General features: G+C 39.7%; 28 protein-coding genes and 1 pseudogene. 27 read left to right on the top strand and 2 right to left on the bottom strand.

The features are described from left to right. Positions 1 to 121 precede the first annotated feature (121 nt). The 3 genes from rpoB (at position 122) to H5R88_RS01515 (ending at position 8,662) form a co-directional block, all read left to right on the top strand. On the top strand, positions 122 to 3,739 hold the full coding sequence (gene rpoB, locus H5R88_RS01525; protein ID WP_182578458.1) for a DNA-directed RNA polymerase subunit beta: 3,618 nt from the start codon (positions 122 to 124) through the stop codon (positions 3,737 to 3,739). A gap of 43 nt (positions 3,740 to 3,782) precedes the next feature. Beyond that, entirely contained in the window at positions 3,783 to 7,418 is a 3,636-nt protein-coding gene (gene rpoC, locus H5R88_RS01520) for a DNA-directed RNA polymerase subunit beta' (RefSeq protein WP_182600088.1), read from the top strand. A gap of 68 nt (positions 7,419 to 7,486) precedes the next feature. Further along, complete coding sequence (locus H5R88_RS01515; RefSeq protein ID WP_182578456.1) at positions 7,487 to 8,662, top strand: DUF998 domain-containing protein; 1,176 nt, start codon at positions 7,487 to 7,489, stop codon at positions 8,660 to 8,662. A 41-nt stretch (positions 8,663 to 8,703) separates the two neighbouring features. Here the strand turns inward: H5R88_RS01515 and H5R88_RS01510 are convergent, their stop codons facing one another. Further along, positions 8,704 to 9,378, bottom strand: coding sequence for a prepilin peptidase (locus tag H5R88_RS01510; RefSeq protein ID WP_182600087.1), 675 nt, complete (start codon positions 9,376 to 9,378; stop codon positions 8,704 to 8,706). 275 nt (positions 9,379 to 9,653) lie between these two features. On the opposite strand from H5R88_RS01510, the gene rpsL reads away from it, so the two are divergent. The 3 genes from rpsL (at position 9,654) to fusA (ending at position 12,790) form a co-directional block, all read left to right on the top strand. Then, positions 9,654 to 10,073 (top strand): 30S ribosomal protein S12, encoded by a 420-nt coding sequence (rpsL, locus tag H5R88_RS01505; protein WP_182578454.1) that lies wholly within the window; start codon positions 9,654 to 9,656, stop codon positions 10,071 to 10,073. Between the two features lie 20 nt (positions 10,074 to 10,093). After that, complete coding sequence (gene rpsG / locus H5R88_RS01500; protein WP_003668788.1) at positions 10,094 to 10,564, top strand: 30S ribosomal protein S7; 471 nt, start codon at positions 10,094 to 10,096, stop codon at positions 10,562 to 10,564. 138 nt (positions 10,565 to 10,702) lie between these two features. Then, positions 10,703 to 12,790 carry an elongation factor G gene (gene fusA, locus H5R88_RS01495; protein WP_182578453.1) on the top strand — a complete coding sequence of 696 codons (2,088 nt, stop codon included), beginning with the start codon at positions 10,703 to 10,705 and terminating at the stop codon, positions 12,788 to 12,790. A 202-nt stretch (positions 12,791 to 12,992) separates the two neighbouring features. Here fusA and H5R88_RS01490 read toward each other — a convergent pair. Beyond that, positions 12,993 to 13,163, bottom strand: a pseudogene (locus H5R88_RS01490) (transposase); the annotation flags it as partial. A 342-nt stretch (positions 13,164 to 13,505) separates the two neighbouring features. Between H5R88_RS01490 and rpsJ the strand changes: the two are divergent. From rpsJ to rplO, 21 genes are all read left to right on the top strand, one after another. Then, positions 13,506 to 13,814: a 30S ribosomal protein S10 gene (gene rpsJ / locus H5R88_RS01485; RefSeq protein ID WP_003664569.1), complete on the top strand. Its 309-nt coding sequence runs from the start codon at positions 13,506 to 13,508 to the stop codon at positions 13,812 to 13,814. A 48-nt stretch (positions 13,815 to 13,862) separates the two neighbouring features. Then, on the top strand, positions 13,863 to 14,522 hold the full coding sequence (rplC, locus tag H5R88_RS01480) for a 50S ribosomal protein L3 (RefSeq protein ID WP_003664567.1): 660 nt from the start codon (positions 13,863 to 13,865) through the stop codon (positions 14,520 to 14,522). A gap of 21 nt (positions 14,523 to 14,543) precedes the next feature. Continuing rightward, positions 14,544 to 15,167 (top strand): 50S ribosomal protein L4, encoded by a 624-nt coding sequence (gene rplD, locus H5R88_RS01475; protein WP_153709923.1) that lies wholly within the window; start codon positions 14,544 to 14,546, stop codon positions 15,165 to 15,167. Beyond that, complete coding sequence (rplW, locus tag H5R88_RS01470; protein WP_134989429.1) at positions 15,167 to 15,463, top strand: 50S ribosomal protein L23; 297 nt, start codon at positions 15,167 to 15,169, stop codon at positions 15,461 to 15,463. Before rplD ends, rplW begins: the two co-directional genes overlap by 1 nt. A 25-nt stretch (positions 15,464 to 15,488) precedes the next feature. Then, entirely contained in the window at positions 15,489 to 16,334 is an 846-nt protein-coding gene (gene rplB / locus H5R88_RS01465; RefSeq protein WP_003664563.1) for a 50S ribosomal protein L2, read from the top strand. A 40-nt stretch (positions 16,335 to 16,374) separates the two neighbouring features. Continuing rightward, the gene (rpsS, locus tag H5R88_RS01460) at positions 16,375 to 16,653 is read left to right on the top strand and encodes a 30S ribosomal protein S19 (RefSeq protein ID WP_003664560.1); all 279 of its coding nucleotides are present in this window, start codon (positions 16,375 to 16,377) and stop codon (positions 16,651 to 16,653) included. Positions 16,654 to 16,670: 17 nt separating this feature from the next. Beyond that, a complete protein-coding gene (gene rplV / locus H5R88_RS01455) occupies positions 16,671 to 17,018 on the top strand; it encodes a 50S ribosomal protein L22 (RefSeq protein WP_003664558.1) in 348 nt (115 codons plus the stop codon). A 12-nt stretch (positions 17,019 to 17,030) separates the two neighbouring features. Next, the gene (gene rpsC / locus H5R88_RS01450) at positions 17,031 to 17,696 is read left to right on the top strand and encodes a 30S ribosomal protein S3 (protein WP_003664556.1); all 666 of its coding nucleotides are present in this window, start codon (positions 17,031 to 17,033) and stop codon (positions 17,694 to 17,696) included. 3 nt (positions 17,697 to 17,699) lie between these two features. Further along, complete coding sequence (gene rplP / locus H5R88_RS01445; RefSeq protein WP_003664555.1) at positions 17,700 to 18,134, top strand: 50S ribosomal protein L16; 435 nt, start codon at positions 17,700 to 17,702, stop codon at positions 18,132 to 18,134. Continuing rightward, complete coding sequence (gene rpmC, locus H5R88_RS01440; RefSeq protein ID WP_003664552.1) at positions 18,124 to 18,330, top strand: 50S ribosomal protein L29; 207 nt, start codon at positions 18,124 to 18,126, stop codon at positions 18,328 to 18,330. Before rplP ends, rpmC begins: the two co-directional genes overlap by 11 nt. Before the next feature lie 24 nt (positions 18,331 to 18,354). Further along, positions 18,355 to 18,621, top strand: coding sequence for a 30S ribosomal protein S17 (rpsQ, locus tag H5R88_RS01435; RefSeq protein ID WP_003664551.1), 267 nt, complete (start codon positions 18,355 to 18,357; stop codon positions 18,619 to 18,621). A 68-nt stretch (positions 18,622 to 18,689) separates the two neighbouring features. After that, positions 18,690 to 19,058 (top strand): 50S ribosomal protein L14, encoded by a 369-nt coding sequence (rplN, locus tag H5R88_RS01430; RefSeq protein ID WP_003664550.1) that lies wholly within the window; start codon positions 18,690 to 18,692, stop codon positions 19,056 to 19,058. Positions 19,059 to 19,093: 35 nt separating this feature from the next. Then, on the top strand, positions 19,094 to 19,402 hold the full coding sequence (gene rplX, locus H5R88_RS01425; protein ID WP_182578452.1) for a 50S ribosomal protein L24: 309 nt from the start codon (positions 19,094 to 19,096) through the stop codon (positions 19,400 to 19,402). Between the two features lie 28 nt (positions 19,403 to 19,430). Further along, positions 19,431 to 19,973, top strand: a complete 543-nt coding sequence (rplE, locus tag H5R88_RS01420) for a 50S ribosomal protein L5 (protein WP_153709926.1) — start codon at positions 19,431 to 19,433, stop codon at positions 19,971 to 19,973. A gap of 15 nt (positions 19,974 to 19,988) precedes the next feature. Next, positions 19,989 to 20,174, top strand: a complete 186-nt coding sequence (locus H5R88_RS01415; RefSeq protein WP_003664547.1) for a type Z 30S ribosomal protein S14 — start codon at positions 19,989 to 19,991, stop codon at positions 20,172 to 20,174. Between the two features lie 31 nt (positions 20,175 to 20,205). Continuing rightward, positions 20,206 to 20,604, top strand: coding sequence for a 30S ribosomal protein S8 (rpsH, locus tag H5R88_RS01410; RefSeq protein WP_003664546.1), 399 nt, complete (start codon positions 20,206 to 20,208; stop codon positions 20,602 to 20,604). A gap of 29 nt (positions 20,605 to 20,633) precedes the next feature. Then, positions 20,634 to 21,170: a 50S ribosomal protein L6 gene (gene rplF, locus H5R88_RS01405; RefSeq protein WP_182578451.1), complete on the top strand. Its 537-nt coding sequence runs from the start codon at positions 20,634 to 20,636 to the stop codon at positions 21,168 to 21,170. Between the two features lie 62 nt (positions 21,171 to 21,232). Next, complete coding sequence (gene rplR, locus H5R88_RS01400) at positions 21,233 to 21,589, top strand: 50S ribosomal protein L18 (protein ID WP_003664543.1); 357 nt, start codon at positions 21,233 to 21,235, stop codon at positions 21,587 to 21,589. A 20-nt stretch (positions 21,590 to 21,609) separates the two neighbouring features. Further along, the gene (gene rpsE / locus H5R88_RS01395) at positions 21,610 to 22,119 is read left to right on the top strand and encodes a 30S ribosomal protein S5 (RefSeq protein WP_003664542.1); all 510 of its coding nucleotides are present in this window, start codon (positions 21,610 to 21,612) and stop codon (positions 22,117 to 22,119) included. A 15-nt stretch (positions 22,120 to 22,134) separates the two neighbouring features. Continuing rightward, entirely contained in the window at positions 22,135 to 22,317 is a 183-nt protein-coding gene (gene rpmD / locus H5R88_RS01390; RefSeq protein WP_003664541.1) for a 50S ribosomal protein L30, read from the top strand. Between the two features lie 31 nt (positions 22,318 to 22,348). Beyond that, on the top strand, positions 22,349 to 22,783 hold the full coding sequence (gene rplO, locus H5R88_RS01385) for a 50S ribosomal protein L15 (RefSeq protein WP_182578450.1): 435 nt from the start codon (positions 22,349 to 22,351) through the stop codon (positions 22,781 to 22,783). Position 22,784: the final 1 nt, after the last annotated feature.

Raw genomic sequence — 22,784 nt, 5'->3', positions numbered from 1 at the left:
GCATAGAAGCCAAAGACAGTCTTTGAACTGTTTTTGGATTTTTTTTGCCCAAAAGTCGGATTTTGGACAAAATGTAATCAAAATGTAATATTTAAATGAGCTTGCGGAATAAATTAGAGAGGTGAACAGTTTGGCTGGACATTTAGTTAAATACGGTAAACACCGTACCCGTCGTAGCTACTCGCGAATTAAAGAAGTTCTCGAATTGCCAAACCTTATTGAAATTCAAACCGATTCTTACAATTGGTTCATGGAAAAAGGTTTGCGGGAAATGTTTGATGATATTATGCCAATTGATGATTTTCAAGGAAAACTTTCTTTGGAATTCGTTGACTATCAACTTTTAGAACCTAAGTATACTGTTGACGAAGCTCGTGAACACGATGCTAATTACTCAGCACCACTTCATGTTACGTTACGGTTAACTAACCATGAAACTGGTGAGATTAAGTCACAAGATGTATTCTTTGGTGACTTCCCACTAATGACTGACCAAGGTACCTTCATTATTAATGGTGCCGAACGGGTAATTGTTTCGCAATTAGTTCGTTCACCAGGTGTCTACTATAGTGAAGAAAACGATAAAAATGGTCGGCCAAACTACGGTGCTACCTTTATTCCCAACCGTGGTGCATGGTTAGAATACGAAACTGATGCTAAGAATGTTTCATATGTGCGTATCGATCGGACTCGTAAATTACCAATGACTGAATTAATTCGGGCATTGGGCTTTGGCTCTGACGATGAAATTATCGACATGTTTGGTGGCGATAGTGAGACATTATCATTAACCTTGGACAAAGATGTTCATAAAAATGCTGAAGACTCTCGGGTCGAAGAAGCATTAAAGGATATTTATGAACGGCTTCGTCCTGGTGAACCAAAGACTGCTGATTCAGCACGGAGCTTATTAACAGCTCGGTTCTTTGATCCAAAGCGTTATGATATGGCACCAGTCGGTCGTTACAAGACAAATAAGAAGTTAATGCTTAAGTATCGTTTACTTGGACAAACTTTAGCAGAAACTTTAGCAGATCCTGACACTGGTGAGGTATTAGCGCAAAAGGGTGACACGGTAACTAAGGAAGTACTCAATAAACTTGAACCTTACTTAGACCGTGATGATTTTAAGACTATTACTTACACTCCCTCAGACGAAGCTGTTATAACTGAACCAGTTAAATTACAAAAGATTTTAGTATATTCTAAGACTGATCCTGATCGAGTTGTACCTATTATTGGTAACGGTCATATTCCATTAGAATACAAGCACATTGAACCGGCTGATATTCTTGCTTCCTTAAACTACTTCTTTAACTTACAAGAAGGCATTGGTAGCACAGACGATATTGACCACTTAGGTAACCGTCGTATTCGTTCAGTTGGTGAATTACTTCAAAACCAATTCCGAATTGGGCTTGCTCGGATGGAACGTGTTGTTCGTGAACGGATGTCAATTCAAGATCCTGACACTGTTACTCCACAACAATTAATTAATATTCGCCCAGTAGTTGCTTCTATTAAAGAATTCTTTGGTTCATCCCAACTTTCCCAGTTCATGGACCAAACTAACCCATTAGGTGAATTAACTCATAAGCGTCGTCTTTCAGCTCTTGGTCCTGGTGGGTTAACTCGGGACCGGGCTGGTTATGAAGTGCGGGACGTTCACTATACTCACTATGGTCGGATGTGTCCTATTGAAACGCCAGAAGGTCCTAACATTGGGCTTATTAACAGTCTTTCATCTTACGCACGAGTAAATAAATATGGATTTATTGAAACTCCATATCGTCGTGTTTCTTGGAAAGATCATAAGGTAACTGATAAGATTGATTACTTAACTGCTGACGAAGAAGATAACTTCATCATCGCTCAGGCTAACACACCATTAAACGATGATGGTTCATTTGTTGACGATCAAGTAATGGCTCGTGATAAGGATGACTACATCGAAACCAGTGTTGAAAACATTGATTACATGGATGTTTCTCCTAAGCAAGTTGTTTCTGTTGCTTCTGCATGTATCCCATTCCTTGAAAACGATGACTCCAACCGTGCCTTGATGGGTGCTAACATGCAACGGCAAGCTGTTCCTTTGATCAATCCTCATGCCCCATTAGTAAGTACTGGGATTGACTACAAGGCTGCCCATGATTCTGGGGTTGCAATGATTGCTAAGAAACCAGGAACGGTTGAATATGTTGATGCTCGTGAAGTACGAGTTCGTGAAGAAGATGGAACACTTGATACTTATAAGTTAATGAAGTTCCGTCGTTCAAATGGTGGTAAGAATTATAACCAACGTCCAATTGTTAAAGTCGGAGAGCACGTTGATGCTGATGACGTATTAGCTGATGGTCCATCAATGGAACAAGGTGAATTAGCTCTTGGTCAAAACCCATTAATTGCTTTCATGACTTGGCAAGGATACAACTTTGAAGATGCTATTGCTATTAATGAACGGTTAGTTAAGGACGATGTTTATACTTCTATTCACATCGAATCATATGAATCCGAAGCACGTGAAACCAAGCTTGGACCTGAAGAAATGACGCGGGAAATTCCAAACGTTGGTGACGATGCTTTGAAGGATCTTGATGAAAACGGGATTGTTCGTGTTGGTGCGGAAGTTCATGATGGAGATATTTTAGTAGGTAAGGTTACTCCAAAGGGAATGACTGAATTATCTGCCGAAGAACGCCTTCTTCACGCTATCTTTGGTGAAAAGTCACGTGAAGTTCGTGATACTTCATTACGTGTTCCTCATGGTGGTGGCGGAATCATCCAAGACGTCAAAGTCTTCACTCGTGAAAATGGGGATGAATTATCACCAGGTGTAAATACAATGGTTCGTGTTTACATTGCCCAAAAGCGGAAGATTCAAGTTGGGGATAAGATGTCTGGACGTCATGGTAACAAGGGTACTGTTTCTATTGTTGTGCCAGAAGAAGATATGCCATACATGCCAGATGGAACTCCTATTGATATTATGCTTAGTCCAATGGGTGTGCCAAGTCGTATGAACATTGGTCAGCTTCTTGAATTGCACTTAGGAATGGCTGCTCGTCGTCTTGGAATTCATATGGCTACTCCAGTATTCGATGGTGCTTCTGATAAGGACGTTTGGAATGCTGTTCGTGAATCAGGATTCCCAGAAGATGGTAAGACAATTCTTTATGATGGTCGCACTGGTGAACCATTTGAAAACCGGATTGCTGTTGGTTCAATGCATTATCTTAAGTTAGCTCACATGGTTGATGATAAGATTCATGCGCGTTCAACTGGTCCTTACTCACTTGTTACTCAACAGCCATTAGGTGGTAAGGCTCAGTTTGGTGGACAGCGTTTCGGTGAAATGGAAGTTTGGGCTCTTGAAGCTTACGGTGCTGCTTACACCCTTCAAGAAATCCTTACTTACAAGTCAGATGATACTGTTGGTCGTGTTCGGACTTATGATGCAATCATCAATGGTCAACCAATTCCTAAGCCAGGTGTTCCAGAATCATTCCGTGTTCTTGTTAAGGAATTACAAGCATTAGGTCTTGATATGAAGGTCCTTGATGGTAACAACAAGGAAATTCAATTGAAGAACATGGACGAAGATGATGATGAAGTTGTAAATGTTGATGCATTAGCTAAATATGCAGAAGAACATAAGACAGACGATAAGAAGAATGAAGAAGAAAATAAGTCTGAAGCAACTTCAACAACTACCGATGACAAAACTAATCAAAATTAATATTTAGGTTGCTACGGTTTACTGAAAGAAGGAGGAACATCCTTTGATTGATGTCAATAAATTTGAAAGTATGCAGATCGGTCTGGCATCTCCAGATAAGATCCGTAGTTGGTCATATGGGGAAGTTAAAAAGCCCGAGACTATTAACTACCGGACATTAAAGCCAGAAAAGCAAGGTCTGTTTGACGAACGAATCTTTGGCCCAACCAAGGATTACGAATGTGCGTGTGGAAAGTACAAGCGTATCCGTTACAAAGGTCGTGTTTGTGACCGTTGTGGTGTTGAGGTTACTAGTGCAAAAGTTCGTCGTGAACGGATGGGGCACATTGAATTAGCTGCTCCTGTATCTCACATTTGGTACTTTAAAGGAATACCAAGTCGAATGGGGCTTGTATTAGATATGAGTCCACGTTCACTTGAAGAAGTTATTTACTTTGCTTCATATGTTGTTCTTGATCCGGGTGATACTCCACTTGAAAAGAAACAACTCTTAACTGAAGCTGAATATCGTGATAAAAAGGCAGAATACGGTGACCGTTTCAAAGCTGAAATGGGTGCTGCTGCCATTCAAAAACTTTTAGCAGATGTTGACTTAGAAAAAGAAGCTGCTGAATTAAAAGAAGAATTGAAGGAAGCTACTGGTCAAAAGCGGACCCGTGCAATTCGTCGTCTTGATATTCTTGAAGCTTTCATTAAGTCAGGAAACAAGCCTGAATGGATGGTTATGGATGTAATTCCAGTTATGCCACCTGACTTACGGCCGATGGTTCAACTTGAAGGGGGCCGTTTTGCTACCTCTGATTTGAACGATTTATACCGACGGGTTATTAACCGTAATAACCGGTTAAAACGGCTTCTTAAATTGCAAGCACCTGGAATTATTGTTCAAAACGAAAAACGGATGCTTCAAGAGGCAGTGGATGCATTAATCGATAATGGTCGTCGAGGTCGCCCAGTAGCTGGACCAGGTAACCGCCCATTGAAGTCACTTTCTCACTTACTTAAAGGTAAGCAAGGTCGTTTCCGTCAAAACTTACTTGGTAAGCGGGTTGACTACTCTGGTCGGTCTGTTATTGATGTTGGTCCATCATTGAAATTGAACCAAATGGGACTTCCAGTTCCAATGGCTCTTGAATTATTCAAGCCATTCATTATGCATGAATTAGTAAAACGTGGCCTTTCTGCTAACGTTAAGGCTGCTAAGCGTAAGATTGATCGCAGTGATGATGATGTCTTTGATGTATTGGAAGACGTTATTAAGGAACACCCAGTTCTATTGAACCGGGCACCTACTCTGCACCGGTTAGGTATCCAAGCCTTTGAACCAATCTTGGTTTCCGGTAAGTCAATGCGTCTTCACCCATTAGTATGTTCAGCATATAACGCTGACTTTGATGGGGACCAGATGGCCATTCACGTTCCTTTATCTGATGAAGCTCAAGCGGAAGCACGTTTGTTAATGCTTGCTGCTCACCATATTCTTAGTCCTCGTGACGGAGAACCGATTGTTTCACCATCACAGGATATGGTTATTGGTAACTACTACATGACTACTGAAGATAAGGGTCGTGAAGGTGAAGGAATGATTTTCAAGAATACTGATGAAGCTGAACTTGCTTATCGCAATGACTATGTTTCATTACAAACTCGTGTTGGAGTTCAAGTATCTGCATTCCCTGAAAAACCATTTACTGATGAACAACGAGGCAAGATCATGGTGACAACTGTTGGTAAACTTCTTTTCAACAGAATTATGCCAAAAGATTTTGCTTACATTAACGAACCAACAGATGCAAATATTCAAAATGGTGTTGATGATCGTTTCTTCCTTGAACCTGGTCAAGATATCCATGAATATCTTGAAAATGCACCACTAGTTCCACCATTTAAGAAGGGCTTCTTATCTGATTTGATTGCTGAAGTATACAAGCGTTACAAAGTTACGAAGACTTCTCAATTCTTAGACCGTATTAAAGACTTAGGTTACTACGAATCAACTATTTCTGGTTTGACGACTGCTATGTCTGATATTCATGATTTGCCAGAAAAACCAGAGATTCTTGAGAAGGCACAAAAGCAAGTTGCTTTAATTACTAAGCAATTCCGTCGTGGTTTAATTACAGACGATGAACGTTATGAACGAGTAATCGGGGCATGGAACGATGCTAAGGATGAAGTTCAAAACAAGTTAATTGAACACATGGATATCCATAACCCAATTAATATGATGTCTGACTCTGGTGCGCGGGGTAACATTTCAAACTTTACTCAGTTAGCCGGAATGCGTGGATTGATGGCATCACCAAATGGTAAGATTATGGAGTTACCTGTTAAATCAAACTTCTATGAAGGACTTTCAGTGTTGGAAATGTTTATTTCATCACACGGTGCTCGTAAAGGTATGACTGATACAGCCTTGAAGACTGCCAACTCAGGTTATTTAACTCGTCGGCTTGTTGATGTTGCTCAAGATGTGGTGGTTCGTGAAAAAGACTGTGGTACTGATCGTGGCCTTGAAGTTACTGCTATTACAAACGGTAACGAAATGATTGAACCACTTTATGATCGGATCATGGGTCGTTATACGATGAAGTCTGTTTTTGATCCTAAGACTGGTGAAAAGATTGTTGGTAAGAATGTTCTTATTGACGAAGAAATGGCTCAAAAGATTGTCGATGCAGGCGTAAAGAAAGTAACTATTCGTTCTGCATTTACTTGTAACACTGAACATGGTGTATGTGAACGTTGTTATGGACGTAATGCAGCTACTGGTGACCGTGTAGAAGCTGGTGAAGCCGTCGGGACTGTTGCAGCACAATCAATTGGTGAACCAGGTACTCAGTTAACTCTTCGTAACTTCCACACTGGTGGGGTTGCTGGTAACGATGATATTACTCAAGGTCTTCCTCGTATCCAAGAAATTGTGGAAGCACGTAATCCTAAAGGTCGTGCCACAATTACAGAGGTTACTGGTGAAGTTGTGTCTATCGAAGAAAATCCTGCTGAACGGACTAAAGATGTTACTATTAAGGGTGAAACTGATACACGGACTTACACCCTTCCAATCACAGCTCGAATGAAGGTTGCTGAAGGTGACTTCATCCACCGTGGGGAGCCCCTAAATGAAGGTTCAATTGATCCTAAGGAATTAATTCAGGTTCGTGATGTTCTTTCTACTGAAACTTACCTCTTATCACAAGTTCAAGGTGTTTACCGGATGCAAGGTATTGATTTGTTAGATAAGCACGTTGAAATTATGATTCGTCAGATGATGCGGAAAGTTCGTGTCATGGATCCAGGTGATACAGATCTTCTTCCTGGTCAATTAATGGATATCAGTCAATTCCGTGATGCTAACAAGGACACATTAGTTGCCGGTAATATTCCTGCAACAGCTCGTCCAGTTATTCTTGGTATTACTAAGGCTGCTTTAGAGACAAATAGTTTCTTATCAGCTGCTTCATTCCAAGAAACTACCCGTGTATTAACTGATGCTGCTATTCGTGGTAAGAATGATCCATTAGTTGGATTGAAAGAAAATGTTATTATTGGTAAGATTATTCCTGCAGGTACTGGTATGAGTGCTTACCGGAATATCAAGCCAAAAGAAGTTAGTGTAGCTGCTTACTCAATTAAAGACATTGAGGCTAAGCTAAAAGAGGAAGATAAGCAAAACTAATTTAAAAAAGGCAATGGTTAACCTGTGGAGGTACCATGCCTTTTTTTAGTTTAAAATGAGGTGATTACTTGGCAAAAAAATATCAGATAGAAATCCCTGAATCGGCATTTAATAAGACAGATTTTTCTATTAATGAAGAACTCTCTCTCAGTGTTAATCATAAGCAAATTAATATCCGTCCAATAAATGTGAGTGATCAATTACCTAAAATTAATATTTTTTGGTATGTGATTCCTTCAATTATCTTAGCCGTGATATTTTTAATTTTTTTTAGTGCTAAAAAGGTTAGTACAGTACCAATCACGGGTGATGATTATTCGATTGCAAATGGCGCTTTAATTCTCGGAGTATGTAGTGGTGTCCTATCATTTTTGACAACTTTTATTATTACTAAAATTCGCGGGAAAGGGCCTAGTAAAGATTTTCATTGGCGGAGTTTGCCAACAATTACGATTGCATGTGGGCTAATTATTGCTTTTTCACTATCGGCAATTTTTTGGTTATTCGGTCAAATGTTTAAGGATGCGCGGTTTGATATTTATACGGCAACTGTTTTTATATTTGTGATTATTGCGGCAATAAACTACATTATGATTAATTTGGCGTTAACATTATCGTCAGGAGTTATCACTAATTTATTAACAATAATGATCATTGGTGGAATGCTCTTTTCAATGCTGACTAATTCTAAACGAGACTGGTGGCGTTATAATTTCAGCTTTTTAGGAACAGCAAAAAACTCTACTAGTCTGCAATTTAATATAACTTTGATTTTTACAGGCTTGTTGATGATTGCCCTCGTTGATTACTTGTTTGTAAATATTCAGCGTCGGTATCGTGGTTATAAAATTCAAGTATTGCGGTGGCTATTAATTATGTTAGCTATCTGCATTGCTTCTATTGGACTTTTTCCTAATAATCCAGAATTTCACGTTCTACATGACAGAATTTCAATGTGGCTTGTTTATATTATGTTGATTTTGATTGTAGTTATTAGATGGGTTCTGCCTGAAGTTACTAAACAATTTTTGGTGATTTCTTACACGATTGGAGCCAGCATGAGTATCGAATACATTGTTTTTAAGTTAACTGACTATCTTTCTTTAACGGCATTCGAATTGTTTGAATTTGGCTTGGCTTTCTCTTGGTTGCTTTTATTGCTGCAAAACATTGAAAATCTCGCTCAATTTGGGCAAAATCTATTTGTAGTAAAACTGAAGCCGGTAAAAGAAAATACTAATTAAGTACCGTAAAGGACTGGGGTATACTCTGGTCTTTTATTTTTTTAACAACCTTGTATAAAAAGACATGGGATAGTAGTAAAAGCTAGTGCGGGAATAAACGGAAGTTGACTTTTTTTCGTGAACAAAAAAGCGAATAGCATGATTAAAGAACTCCATTGGATAATTAGAAGTGTTTGATACCATCCCCATACCAAACATATTACAAATAAAAATTCAATGTCGCCAATTCCTAATGTCTTAGTAACAGTGGCAAATAATAGTAGGCTGACTGCAAGTATACAGGCAAATATCAAGTTATAGAAATAATTTTGTGGAACGGATAGTAAGGCAATAGGTACCAGCCCCAGTAATGAATAAGAATATATTATATGATTAAAAAAATCAGTATAAGTTAGGAAAATTAAGCTAGAGAGAAAGCTAATAATGATTAGGTCATGAACAGGTTCATAAATGAAAAAAATAGCAAACGTAATTCCGGATAAAAGTTCAATTACTGGCAAATATAAACTGATTTTTTGTTTGCAATAGTGACATTGACCACGAAGGACAATAAAACTAACGATCGGAATAAGATGCCACCACCGCAAAATAGAATGACAATTATCACAATATGAACGTTGAGGGATGGTTAAAGGATAATTATTGACAAGGCGGAAGCTATAAGAAGCAATAAACGAAGCTAAAGAAGCACCAAATAAAAATGATATAAATAACATAAAAAACCTCCCAATAGATAAATACGTAATTTTTATTGAAATTCACTTTTAAATTAACAATTTAAAAGAAATTGATGAGGGTACATTGACATTCATTGGGGAGCATGATAGTCTATTTAAGGTGCTTTTTTAGCAACGGAGTGTCTGTCGTTGGGCAGATGCGTCAACGAAGGCACAAAAATTTTATAAATGCATACAGGCTTTTTTTATTCATAAAAAAGAACCGCCTGGATGTGTGGACTTAAATTGATTTGAATTAAGGAAGGGGAAAAATAATGCCAACTATTAACCAATTGGTACGTAAGGGCCGTAAGAGCCACAAGGGCAAGTCAAAATCACCAGCTCTTGGTTATGTTTACAACACTTTCAAGAAAGAAGAAATTAAGACTCCATCACCACAAAAGCGTGGAGTTGCTACTCGTGTGGGTACTATGACACCTAAGAAGCCTAACTCAGCTTTACGGAAGTACGCCCGTGTACGCCTTTCAAACTTAATCGAAGTTACTGCTTACATTCCTGGTATTGGACATAACCTCCAAGAACACTCAGTTGTTTTAATTCGTGGTGGTCGTGTTAAGGATTTACCTGGGGTTCGTTACCACATCATCCGTGGTACTCTAGATACTGCTGGTGTTGAAGGCCGTATGCAATCACGTTCTAAGTACGGTACTAAGAAGCCTAAGGATAAGAAGTAATTTTAAGGAGGAGTTAAGTAATGCCACGTAAAGGACATGTACAAAAGCGTGAAATTTTACCAGATCCAATGTACAACTCAAAGTTGGTTACTAGCTTAATTGATCACTTAATGATTGATGGTAAGCGTGGAACTGCTACTAAGATTTTATACGCTGCTTTTGATGAAATTAAGAACGAAACTGGTAATGATCCAGTTGAAGTATTCCAACAAGCAATGGAAAATGTTATGCCTGTCTTGGAAGTTAAGGCTCGTCGTGTTGGTGGTTCTAACTACCAAGTTCCGATTGAAGTTCGTCCAGACCGTCGTACTACGTTAGGTCTTCGTTGGATTGTTCAATACGCACGTTTGCGCGGTGAACATACAATGGTTGAACGTCTTGCACGTGAAATCATCGATGCTTCAAACAATACTGGAGCTTCAGTTAAAAAGCGTGAAGATACGCACCGTATGGCAGAAGCCAACCGTGCATTCGCACACTACCGCTGGTAATAATCACTGTCATTTGATTCTGGTTATTTAACTAGTTTCAGTGAAGGGGTGACGTTCAAACATCGATTACGTCACCCCTTTTTGAAAATAATGGTAAAATAAGTATAACCATATTTCGGAAGGAGATACTCTTTTAAGATGGCTAATAAACGTGAATACCCACTTGCTAAAACTCGTAACATCGGTATCATGGCACACATTGATGCTGGTAAGACGACTGCAACTGAGCGGATTCTTTACTATACTGGTAAGATTCACAAGATTGGTGAAACCCATGATGGTGCTTCACAAATGGACTGGATGGATGAAGAAAAGGAACGTGGTATCACCATTACTTCTGCAGCTACAACTGCTGTTTGGAAAGACCACCGTATCAATATTATTGATACTCCAGGACACGTGGACTTCACTGTCGAAGTTGAACGTTCACTCCGGGTCCTTGATGGTGCCGTAACTGTTCTTGATGCGCAAGCTGGTGTTGAACCACAAACTGAAACTGTTTGGCGTCAAGCCGATGCTTTTGATGTTCCTCGTATTGTTTTTGCTAATAAGATGGACAAGGTTGGGGCTAACTTTGATTATTCTGTTCAAACTATTAAAGACCGTTTAAACGTTACTCCACTTCCTATTCAAATGCCAATTGGGGCTGAAGATGACTTTATCGGTTTAATTGACCTAGTTAAGATGGTTGCCTATGTTTATGATGAAGATAAGCTTGGTACCAACTGGGATACTGTTGAGATTCCTGATGATATGAAGGAAGAAGCTCAAAAGCGTCATGATGAAATGATTGAAACATTAGCTGACATTGATGATAACTTAATGGAAAAGTACCTTGAAGGGGACGAAATTACTGTTGATGAAATCAAAGCAGCTATTCGTAAGGGTACTTTGGAAGAAAAGGTCTTCCCTGTATTAGCTGGTTCAGCTTACAAAGATAAAGGTATCCAAATGATGCTTGATGCTGTTATCGATTACTTACCATCACCACTTGATGTTAAGCCTTTTGTTGCCCATGATGCTGAAGGAAATGAAGTTGAATTAACTGCTGGAGATAACAAGCCTTTTGCAGCTTTAGCATTTAAGATTGCTACTGACCCATTTGTTGGTCGTTTAACCTTCTTACGTGTTTACACAGGTTCACTTCAATCAGGTTCATACGTTCTTAATGCAACTAAGGATAAGCGTGAACGTGTTGGTCGTTTGCTTCAAATGCATTCTAACCAACAACAAGAAATTCCAGAAGTATTCTCTGGTGATATTGCGGCTGCTATTGGTTTGAAGAACACAACTACTGGTGACTCCTTAACTGATCCTGATCACCCACTTCAACTTGAATCAATGGACTTCCCAGAACCAGTTATTCAAGTTTCTGTTGAACCTAAATCTAAGGCTGACCAAGATAAGATGGACAAGGGACTTCAAAAACTTGCCGAAGAAGATCCAACTTTCAAGGCTGAAACTAACCCTGAAACTGGTGAAACATTAATTGCTGGTATGGGTGAATTACACTTGGATATTATTGTTGAACGTCTTCGTCGGGAATTCCATGCCGAAGTTACTGTTGGTAAACCACAAGTTTCATACCGTGAGGCATTTACTAAACAAGCAAGTGCTCAAGGTAAGTTCGTTCGGCAATCTGGTGGTAAAGGTCAATACGGTGATGTATGGATCGAATTTACACCACTTAAAGAAGGGGAAGGATTCGAATTTGAAGATGCCATCGTTGGTGGTGTTGTTCCTCGTGAATTTATCCCTGCAGTTGAACAAGGATTAAAAGAAGCTATGCAAAATGGTGTCCTTGCAGGATACCCACTTGTTGATATGCACGCTAAGCTTTACGATGGTAGTTACCACGAAGTCGACTCTAGTGAAGCTGCCTTCAAGGTTGCTGCATCATTAGCTCTTAAGAATGCTGCAAAGAAAGCTGATCCTGTTATTCTTGAACCAATTATGAAGGTTGACATTGTTGTACCACAAGATAACATGGGTGATGTTATGGGACAAGTAACGGCTCGTCGTGGTACTATTGATGGTATGGAAGAACGTGGTAATGCTCAATTGATCCACTCATTTGTTCCGCTTTCTGAAATGTTTGGATATGCCACTGCATTGCGTTCAGCAACTCAAGGTCGTGGTACCTTCACTATGACTTTCGATCACTACTCAGCCGTCCCTAAGTCTGTTCAAGAAGATATTATTAAGAAAAACGGTGGCAATAACTAATTATTGACATTGTGATCTCAAATCTATCAAGAACTATGGTTTAATTGACTTTTCGTTAAGAAATCCTGATAGGAAAATTGAATAAGCTTAAGCAAGCAGCTTGTGCCTGGATTTTGGCATGAGCTGCTTGTTTATTTCTGGATATCTGTTAACTGGTATGGTTGACTGAAAATACTTCCTACGAAAATGTAGGGGGTATTTTTTACGAAAAAATACAATCAATTCTTAAAAAGAAAAATTTTGGATTAGCAAAACTATAACAAGTTCGTTTTAGCGTTTTGATTTTGCAATTGATACCTTTTAATGGCCCGTTAGAGTAGTCAAACTTAGCGTTATTTAAGACAAATTTCATATTATGACGTAATGTTTGAATTTTTCAAGATTAAAATAGTAAGGCCACATATAAACTATGTTGTGTCAAAGAAAATAAATAGTTTCTTCAAATCAGAAATTTTGTGGTTGATTTAGGGTGAAAATTTTACAAAAATATTTCAATCGAAAATATTACGAAATTACCCTTGATCTAATTAAATTTTTTTAGTACTATGGATAAGTGCTTGAGCTTTGGAGGTAGATTTGCCTTACCCCCTATTAAGTAAAAGCTGCGAAGCGTTGATGCGGAAGGTTGCGACACACCCGGCCGCTTTGCCACAGGATGTGGCGGTAATTTCCGCGGAGCTAGTCAAATTTGAAATCTGACGAAGGAGGGAACATAATGGCAAAACAAAAGATTCGTATTCGGTTAAAGGCTTATGAACACCGCATTTTAGATCAATCTGCTGATAAGATTGTTGAAACCGCTAAGCGGACAGGTGCTCAAATTTCAGGTCCTATTCCGTTACCAACTGAACGGACTATCTACACTGTTATCCGTTCACCACACAAATTTAAGAAGTCACGGGAGCAATTCGAAATGCGCACACACAAGCGTTTGATCGATATTGTTGACCCAACACCTAAGACTGTTGATTCATTAATGAAACTTGATCTTCCTAGTGGTGTTGATATTGAAATTAAGCTTTAATTGCTAGAATAAGAATTATACATAAAACATAAAATTGGAGGTGTACTCATGACCAAAGGAATCTTAGGTAAAAAGGTTGGAATGACTCAAGTGTTCACTGATAATGGTGAATTAGTTCCAGTTACTGTTATCGATGTTACACCAAACGTTGTAATGCAAATTAAGACTGTTGAAAATGATGGTTACAGTGCTGTACAACTTGGTTTTGATGACAAGCGGGAAGTATTGAGTAACAAGCCTGAACAAGGTCATGCAGCAAAAGCAAATACGACCCCTAAGCGCTTCATCGGTGAAATCCGCGACGCTGAATTAGGGGACATTAAAGTCGGAGACGAAGTTAAGGCTGACGTTTTCGCAGAAGGTGAAACTGTCGACGTTACGGGTACTACCAAGGGTCATGGTTACCAAGGTAACATCCATAAGGATAATCAATCTCGTGGACCTATGGCACACGGTTCTCGTTACCACCGTCGTCCTGGTTCATTGGGGGCTATTATCAACCGAGTATTCAAAGGTATGAAGCTTCCTGGCCGTATGGGTGGCAAGACTGTTACCATGCAACACTTACAAGTTGTTAAGGTTGATCTTGACAACAACGTATTACTTATCAAGGGTAATGTTCCTGGTGCAAACAAGTCTTACGTAACTATTAAGAACTCAGTTAAGGCTAACACTAAGAAAAGTCTTAGCAAACAACACAATAAATAAGAAGAAAGGAGGAAGTAAATAATGACTAGCGTTAATTTGTACAAACAAGATGGTAGCCAAAACGGTACTGTTGAATTAAACGATGCAGTATTTGGCGTTGAACCAAATGAAAATGTTGTGTTTGATGCAATTTTGCGTCAACGTGCTTCATTACGTCAAGGTACACATGCTGTAAAGAATCGTTCTGCAGTTAGCGGTGGTGGTAAAAAGCCATGGCGTCAAAAGGGTACCGGCCGTGCTCGTCAGGGTTCTATCCGTTCTCCACAATTCCGTGGTGGTGGTATTGTTTTTGGACCTACTCCGCGTTCATACAAGTACAGCCTACCTCGTAAGGTTCGTCAACTTGCAATCAAGTCAGCCCTTTCTCAAAAGGTTCTTGATAACAGCTTCGTAGTAGTTGATGCATTAAACTTTGATGCACCAAAGACAAAAGAATTTGCTGATGTTATGAGTAACTTGAACGTTGCTGAAAAGACATTAATTGTTGTCACTGATGATGACAAAAATGCTGCTTTATCGGCACGTAACTTAGCGAATGCTACAGTTGTTACTCCAGCAGGTGTTAACATCTTAAATGTTGTTGATAATCAAAAGATTGTTATCACTAAGTCAGCTCTTTCTCAAGTAGAGGAGGTGCTCGCATAATGGAAGCACGCGATATTATTTTACGTCCAGTAGTTACTGAAGCTTCAATGGCTGGTATGGACAATAAGCGTTACACTTTTGATGTTGATTTACGAGCAACTAAGACACAAGTTAAAAATGCTGTTGAAGAAATTTTTGACGTTAAAGTTGTAAAAGTTAACATTATGAATGTAAAGGGTAAGTTAAAGCGCCAAGGTCGTTATGAAGGCTACACTAAGCGTCGTCGTAAGGCTATTGTTACTTTATCTGCCGATTCAAATGAAATTAAGTTGTTTAACGACAACAACGAAAACTAATCATTAAAAAAAGGAGGAAAAAACAGTGGGAATTCGTAAATATAAAGCAACCACTAACGGTCGCCGGAACATGAACGGTTATGACTTCGCTGAAATCACGAAGACAACACCTGAAAAATCATTGTTGGCTCCGTTAAAGCATACTGCTGGCCGTAATAGTTATGGCCACATTACTGTTCGTCACCGTGGTGGTGGTACAAAGCGTCAATACCGTATTATTGACTTTAAGCGAATTAAAGATGATGTTCCAGCAACTGTTAAGGCAATTGAATACGATCCAAATCGTACTGCAAACATTGCTTTACTTGTTTACGCTGATGGTACTAAATCATATATCATTGCACCTAAGGGCTTAAAGGTTGGCATGACTGTTCAATCTGGCCCTGATGCTGATATCAAAGTTGGTAATGCTCTTCCTTTAAAGAACATTCCAGTTGGTACTGTTATTCACAATATTGAATTAAAGCCAGGTAAGGGTGGTCAACTTGCTCGTTCAGCTGGTGCCTCAGCTCAATTACTTGGTAAGGAAGAAAAATACGTTTTAGTACGTCTTTCTTCTGGTGAAGTTCGTATGGTACTTGCTACTTGCCGTGCCACTATTGGTACTGTTGGTAATGATGAACATGCCTTAATTATCAAAGGTAAGGCTGGCCGTACTCGTTACGCTGGTCAACGTCCACACGTTCGTGGTTCTGTTATGAACCCTAACGATCACCCACATGGTGGTGGTGAAGGTAAGCAACCAGTTGGTTTACCATCTCCTCTTTCTCCATGGGGTAAGAAGACTGTTGGTAAGAAGACCCGTTCACACAAAGCTCGTTCAAACAAGTTTATTGTTCGTGGTCGGAAGCGCGGTCCACATACTCGTTAATATTTATATACGTTTTAATACCCGAGAGGAGGTACACTAAATGGGTCGTAGTTTGAAAAAAGGGCCTTTCGCTGATGCTTCATTACTGAAGAAGGTTAAGGAGCAAGAAGGTTCTGAAAAGAAAACTGTCATCAAGACATGGTCACGTCGTTCTACCATTTTCCCAAGTTTTATTGGTTACACTTTTGCAGTATATGATGGTCGGAAGCACGTACCAGTTTACGTACAAGAAGACATGGTTGGTCACAAGTTGGGTGAATTTGTTCCTACTCGGACTTTCCATGGTCATGCTTCTGATGACAAGAAGACAGGTAAGTAAGGAGGGTGAAATAAGATATGGCTGAAAATATTACGTCAGCTAAGGCTACTGCCAAGATGGTACGAGTTTCTGCTCGTAAGGTTCGTCTTGTATTAGATGCTATTCGTGGCAAGAGTGTTGCCGAAGCATTTGCTATTTTGAAGTTCACCCCTCGTGGTGCCGCTTCAGATGTTGAAAAAGTATTAAAATCTGCTGTTGCAAACGCTGAAAACAATTTCGACTTAGATCGTGCTTCATTGGTTGTAAGTGAAGCCTTTGCTAACGAAGGACCAACTCTTAAACGATTCCGTCCTCGTGCGAAAGGTTCTGCTTCCCCAATTAACAAGCGAACTAGTCATATTACAGTGGTTGTTACAGAACGATAGGAGGAATGAATAGTGGGTCAAAAGATCAATCCTAATGGTTTTCGTGTTGGGGTCATTCGTGATTGGACTGCAAAGTGGTACGCTGACAAGGACTTTGCTGATTACCTTAACGAAGACCTTCGAATCCGTAAGTATATTGAAAAGCGACTTGCTGATGCCTCTGTATCAACCGTTGAAATTGAACGTGCCGCTAACCGCGTAAACGTATCAATTCATACTGCCAAGCCAGGAATGGTTATTGGTAAAGGTGGTTCAGAAGTTGAAGCACTTCGTAAAGAACTTAACAAATTAACTGGTAAACGTGTTCACATTAATATTGTGGAAATTAAGAAACCAGATTTAGATGCTCACCTTGTTGGTGAAAGTATTGCACGACAATTAGAAGCTCGTATTGCTTTCCGTCGTGCTATGCGTGGAGCTATGCAACGTGCTATGCGTGCTGGTGCGAAGGGTATCAAGACTCAAGTTGCTGGTCGTTTGAACGGTGCAGATATGTCACGGATTGAATCATACTCAGATGGTACTGTTCCGTTGCATACACTTCGTGCTGATATCGATTATTCTTGGGATGAAGCTAATACTACATACGGTGTTCTTGGTGTAAAGACTTGGATCTACCGTGGTGAAGTGCTTCCTACTAAGAAGAACTCAAACAATGATGAACAAGGAGGGAAGTAACACATGTTAGTACCAAAACGTGTAAAGCACCGTAAGGTTCAACGTGGTCATATGCGCGGTGAAGCTAAGGGTGGAAAAACTGTTACTTTTGGTGAATTTGGTTTACAAGCTCTTGATTCACATTGGATTAGCAACCGTCAAATCGAAGCTGCTCGTATCGCTATGACGCGTTACATGAAGCGTGGTGGGAAAGTTTGGATTAAGATCTTCCCACAACTCTCATACACTAGTAAAGGTGTTGGGGTCCGGATGGGTAACGGTAAAGGTGCTCCTGAAGGATGGGTTGCTCCAGTAAAACGTGGCAAGGTAATGTTTGAAGTAGGGGGCGTTTCTGAAGAGGTCGCTCGTGAAGCTTTACGTCTTGCCGGTCACAAGTTGCCAGTTCGCACTAAGATCGTACAACGTGAGGAAGTAGGTGGACAATCTAATGAAAAGTAAAGATTATGTACAAGAACTGAATGGATTAACCACTGATAAGCTACTTGACCGTGAAAAGGAACTGAAGGAACAATTGTTTAACTTACGTTTCCAATTAGCAACCGGCCAGTTGGAAAATACTGCAAGTCTTAAGCAAGTACGCAAGGACATTGCACGGGTTAAGACAGTTCTTCGTCAACAAGAATTAAACAAATAAGAATACGAAAAGGAGGATTAGCGCATGAGTGAAGAACGTAATGCACGTAAGGTTTACCAGGGCCACGTTGTTTCTGATAAAATGGATAAGACCATCACTGTTGTAATTGATACTTACAAGAGTGCACCTATCTATGGTAAGCGTGTTAAGTATTCAAAGAAGTACTATGCACACGATGAAAACAACGAAGCTAAGACCGGTGACACTGTACAAATTATGGAAACTCGGCCATTATCAGCTAAGAAGCGTTTCCGTCTTGTAAAGATTGTCGAAAAAGCTGCTACCCTTTAATTTAGCAGACAACTCTAAAAATATTCGTATTCTAATTCTTATTTGTAAATGGAAGGAGGACATTAACCGTGATTCAACAAGAAAGTCGGTTGAAGGTCGCTGATAACTCCGGTGCTCGTGAAATCTTAGTTATTAAGATTTTAGGTGGTTCCCGGGTTAAGACAGGTAATATTGGTGACATCATTGTTGCTACTGTAAAGCAGGCAACACCAGGTGGCGTTGTCAAAAAGGGTGATGTTGTTAAGGCCGTTGTTGTACGGACTAAGCATGGTATTCACCGTAAGGATGGTTCATACATTAAGTTTGATGAAAATGCCGCTGTTTTAATTAACAACGACAAGAGCCCTAAGGGTACCCGTATTTTTGGCCCAATCGCTCGTGAGCTTCGTGGAGACGACTTCATGAAGATCGTTTCATTAGCTCCAGAAGTTCTCTAAAGATTTTACCGAAAATAAGGAGGTGCACAATCAACATGTTCATTAAAACAGGTGATAAGGTTCGCGTAATCGCTGGTAAGGATAAGGGCAAAGAAGGTACTGTTAAAAAGGTACTCGCTTCTCAAAACCGCGTTATCGTTGAAGGTGTAAACATCGTTAAGAAACACCAAAAGCCAAGCAACTCAAATCCTAATGGTGGTGTTATTGATACAGAAGCTGCAATCAATGCTTCAAACGTAATGCTGATTGATCCTTCAACAAATGAACCAACTCGCGTAGGTTACAAGTTCGTTGATGGTAAGAAGGTTCGTGTTGCAAAGAAGTCAGGTAAGACACTTGACTAATTTTTAAGGAAGGGAGGAATAACTTCTAATGGAAAACCGTTTGAAAGCTAAATACGAAAATGAAATTCGTCCAGCATTAATTGAAAAGTTTAACTACTCTTCAGTTATGCAAGCACCAAAGATTGACAAGATTGTTTTAAACATGGGTGTTGGTGATGCAACTACTAACTCCAAGAATCTTGATGAAGCTGTTGAAGAACTTGGTTTAATTTCTGGTCAAAAACCTTTAATTACTAAGGCAAAGAAGTCAATTGCTGGGTTCCGTCTTCGTGAAGGTATGTCAATTGGTGCTAAGGTAACCTTACGTGGTGAACGGATGTATGATTTCTTGGATAAGTTAGTTAATGTGGCATTGCCACGGGTTCGTGATTTCCATGGTGTAAGTAACAAGGCATTTGATGGCCGTGGTAACTACACTCTTGGTATCCATGAACAATTAATTTTCCCAGAAATTGATTATGATAAAGTTAACCGAGTTCGTGGTTTAGATGTCGTTATTGTAACAACTGCACAAACTGATGAAGAATCCCACGAATTACTTGCTCAACTCGGTATGCCGTTTGCTAAATAAAGGAGGTTCCACAAATTGGCTAAAAAATCAATGATTGCTAAGTGCAACCGTCCAGCTAAGTTCTCAAGTCGTGAATACACGCGTTGTGCACGTTGTGGACGTCCGCACTCTGTTTACCGTAAATTCCACCTATGCCGGATTTGCTTACGAGAACTTGCCCATAAAGGACAAATTCCTGGTTTGAAGAAGGCTAGCTGGTAAACAAAAAACCGACAAAAGGAGGAAAACATCGATGTCTATGAGTGATCCAATTGCAGATTTCTTAACTCGTATTCGTAATGCTAACATGGCTCAACACGAATCAGTAGAAGCACCTGCATCAAAGATGAAGAAGGACATCGCTGAAATCTTAAAGAACGAAGGTTTCATTCGCGATGTTGAATACGTTGACGATAACAAGCAAGGCATCATCCGTGTGTTCTTAAAGTACGGCAATGACGGTCAACGTGTTATTTCTGGCTTAAAGCGTATTTCTAAGCCTGGTTTACGTACGTACGTCAAGTCAGATGCTGTGCCTAAGGTTCTTAATGGATTAGGTATTGCTATCATTTCAACATCTGAAGGTGTTGTTACTGATAAAGTTGCTCGTGCTAAGAAAATCGGTGGCGAAGTTATCGCTTACGTTTGGTAAAAAATGAATATTAGATAGGAGGTGCAAAGATGAGTCGTATTGGTTACAAAGAAATTGATTTACCAAATGGTGTTGAAATTTCTCAAGATGGTAATGTAGTTACTGTTAAAGGTCCTAAGGGTACTTTATCTCGTGAAATTTCACCATTAATCAAAATGACTATTGATGGTAACGTTGTAAAGTTTGATCGTGATGCTGATACTAACAAGTTAAAGATGTTACACGGAACTACTCGTGCTAATGTTAACAACATGGTTGAAGGTGTTGTGAATGGTTACAAGAAGGTTCTTAAACTCGTTGGTGTTGGTTACCGTGCTCAACTCAAAGGTAAAAAGTTGATTTTAACTGTTGGTTACTCAAACCCAGTTGAAATGGATAAGCCAGAAGATGTTGAAATTAACGTACCGGACAATACTACTATCGAATTAAGCTCAATTAACAAGGAACACCTTGGTAATTTTGCTGCTGAAGTTCGTGCCGTACGTTCACCTGAACCATACAAAGGTAAGGGTATTCGTTACGAAAACGAACACATTATCCGTAAGGAAGGTAAGACTGGTAAGTAATCTAAAAAGATTATTTAACATTCTTTTATTTAATAAAATTAATATAATAAGAGGTGACTATTGTGATTTCTAAACCAGACAAGAACAAGATCCGTCAACGTCGTCATTTACGCGTTCGCGGTAAAATTTCTGGTACTGCGGAGCGCCCACGCTTAAGTGTTTACCGTTCAAACAAAAACATTTACGCTCAATTAATTGATGACGTAAAGGGTGTGACGCTCGCAAGTGCCTCCACAAATGATAGTGAAGTAAGTGGAAAGACTAAGACTGAACAAGCTAGTGGTGTAGGTGCATTGATTGCTAAGCGCGCTAACGAAAAGAACATTACTGAGGTTGTGTTTGATCGTGGTGGATACCTTTACCATGGACGTGTTCAAGCTTTAGCTGAAGCTGCTCGTGAAAACGGACTTAAATTCTAAAAAAGGAGGAATAACCTGCAATGGCATCATCAGAATTCATTGATCCAGCAAAGTTGGATTTAGACGATCAAGTTGTAGCCATCAACCGAATTACTAAGGTTGTAAAGGGTGGACGTCGTATGCGTTTTGCTGCTTTAGTAATTGTTGGTGACCGTAAAGGTCATGTTGGCTTTGGTACCGGTAAAGCTCAAGAAGTTCCAGAAGCTATTCGTAAGGCTCAAGCGGCTGCTGAAAAGAACTTGATTACTGTTCCTATCGTTGGAACCACTATTCCACACGAAGTTATTGGTGTATACGGCGGTGGAAAGATCATGTTAAAGCCAGCTGTTGAAGGTTCCGGAGTTGCTGCCGGTGGTGCGGTTCGTAACGTTATGGACCTCGCCGGTGTTGCGGACGTTACTTCCAAACGTCTTGGTTCTAACACACCTGTTAATGTTGTTCGTGCAACGTTTGAAGGTTTGAAGCAATTAAAGAACGCCGAAGAAGTTGCAAAGTTACGTGGTGTTTCAGTAGACCACTTAGCAGAATAAGGAGGGCACTAAATTATGGCTCAAGTAAAAGTTACCTTAATTCACAGTGTTGCCCACCGACAACCTACTCAACGTCGTACTGTTAAGGCATTGGGACTAGGTAAGATCAATAGCTCAGTTATCTTACCAGATAACGCGGCAACACGCGGTCAAATTTTTAAGATCGCTCACTTGGTTTCTGTTGAAGAAGTTAAGTAATTAAAATTAAATAATAAGGAGGTGCCTACTAATGAAGTTAAACGAATTGAAGCCAGCTGATGGTTCTCGTTCTAAGCGTCTTCGTAAAGGTCGTGGACTTTCATCAGGACACGGTTTCACATCTGGACGTGGTACTAAAGGACAAAAGGCTCATGGAAAGACCCGTTTAGGATTTGAAGGGGGCCAAATGCCACTTTACCGTCAAATTCCAAAGCGTGGATTTACCAACATTAACCGGAAAGAATACGCAATTGTCAACTTGACATCATTAAACAAATTTGATGATGGTACAGAAGTTACTCCACAATTGTTGATGGAAAGTGGATTAGTTAAGAACTTGAAGAGCGGCATCAAGATTCTTGGTAGCGGTAAGCTTGAAAAGAAATTAACTGTTAAGGCTAATAAGTTTTCTGCTTCTGCAGTTTCTGCAATTGAAGCTGCCGGTGGTAAAACTGAGGTGATGTAGT

Source organism: Limosilactobacillus agrestis (assembly GCF_014145585.1).
Taxonomy (GTDB): Bacteria; Bacillota; Bacilli; order Lactobacillales; family Lactobacillaceae; genus Limosilactobacillus; species Limosilactobacillus agrestis.
This window is presented reverse-complemented; position numbering and strand designations above follow the sequence as displayed.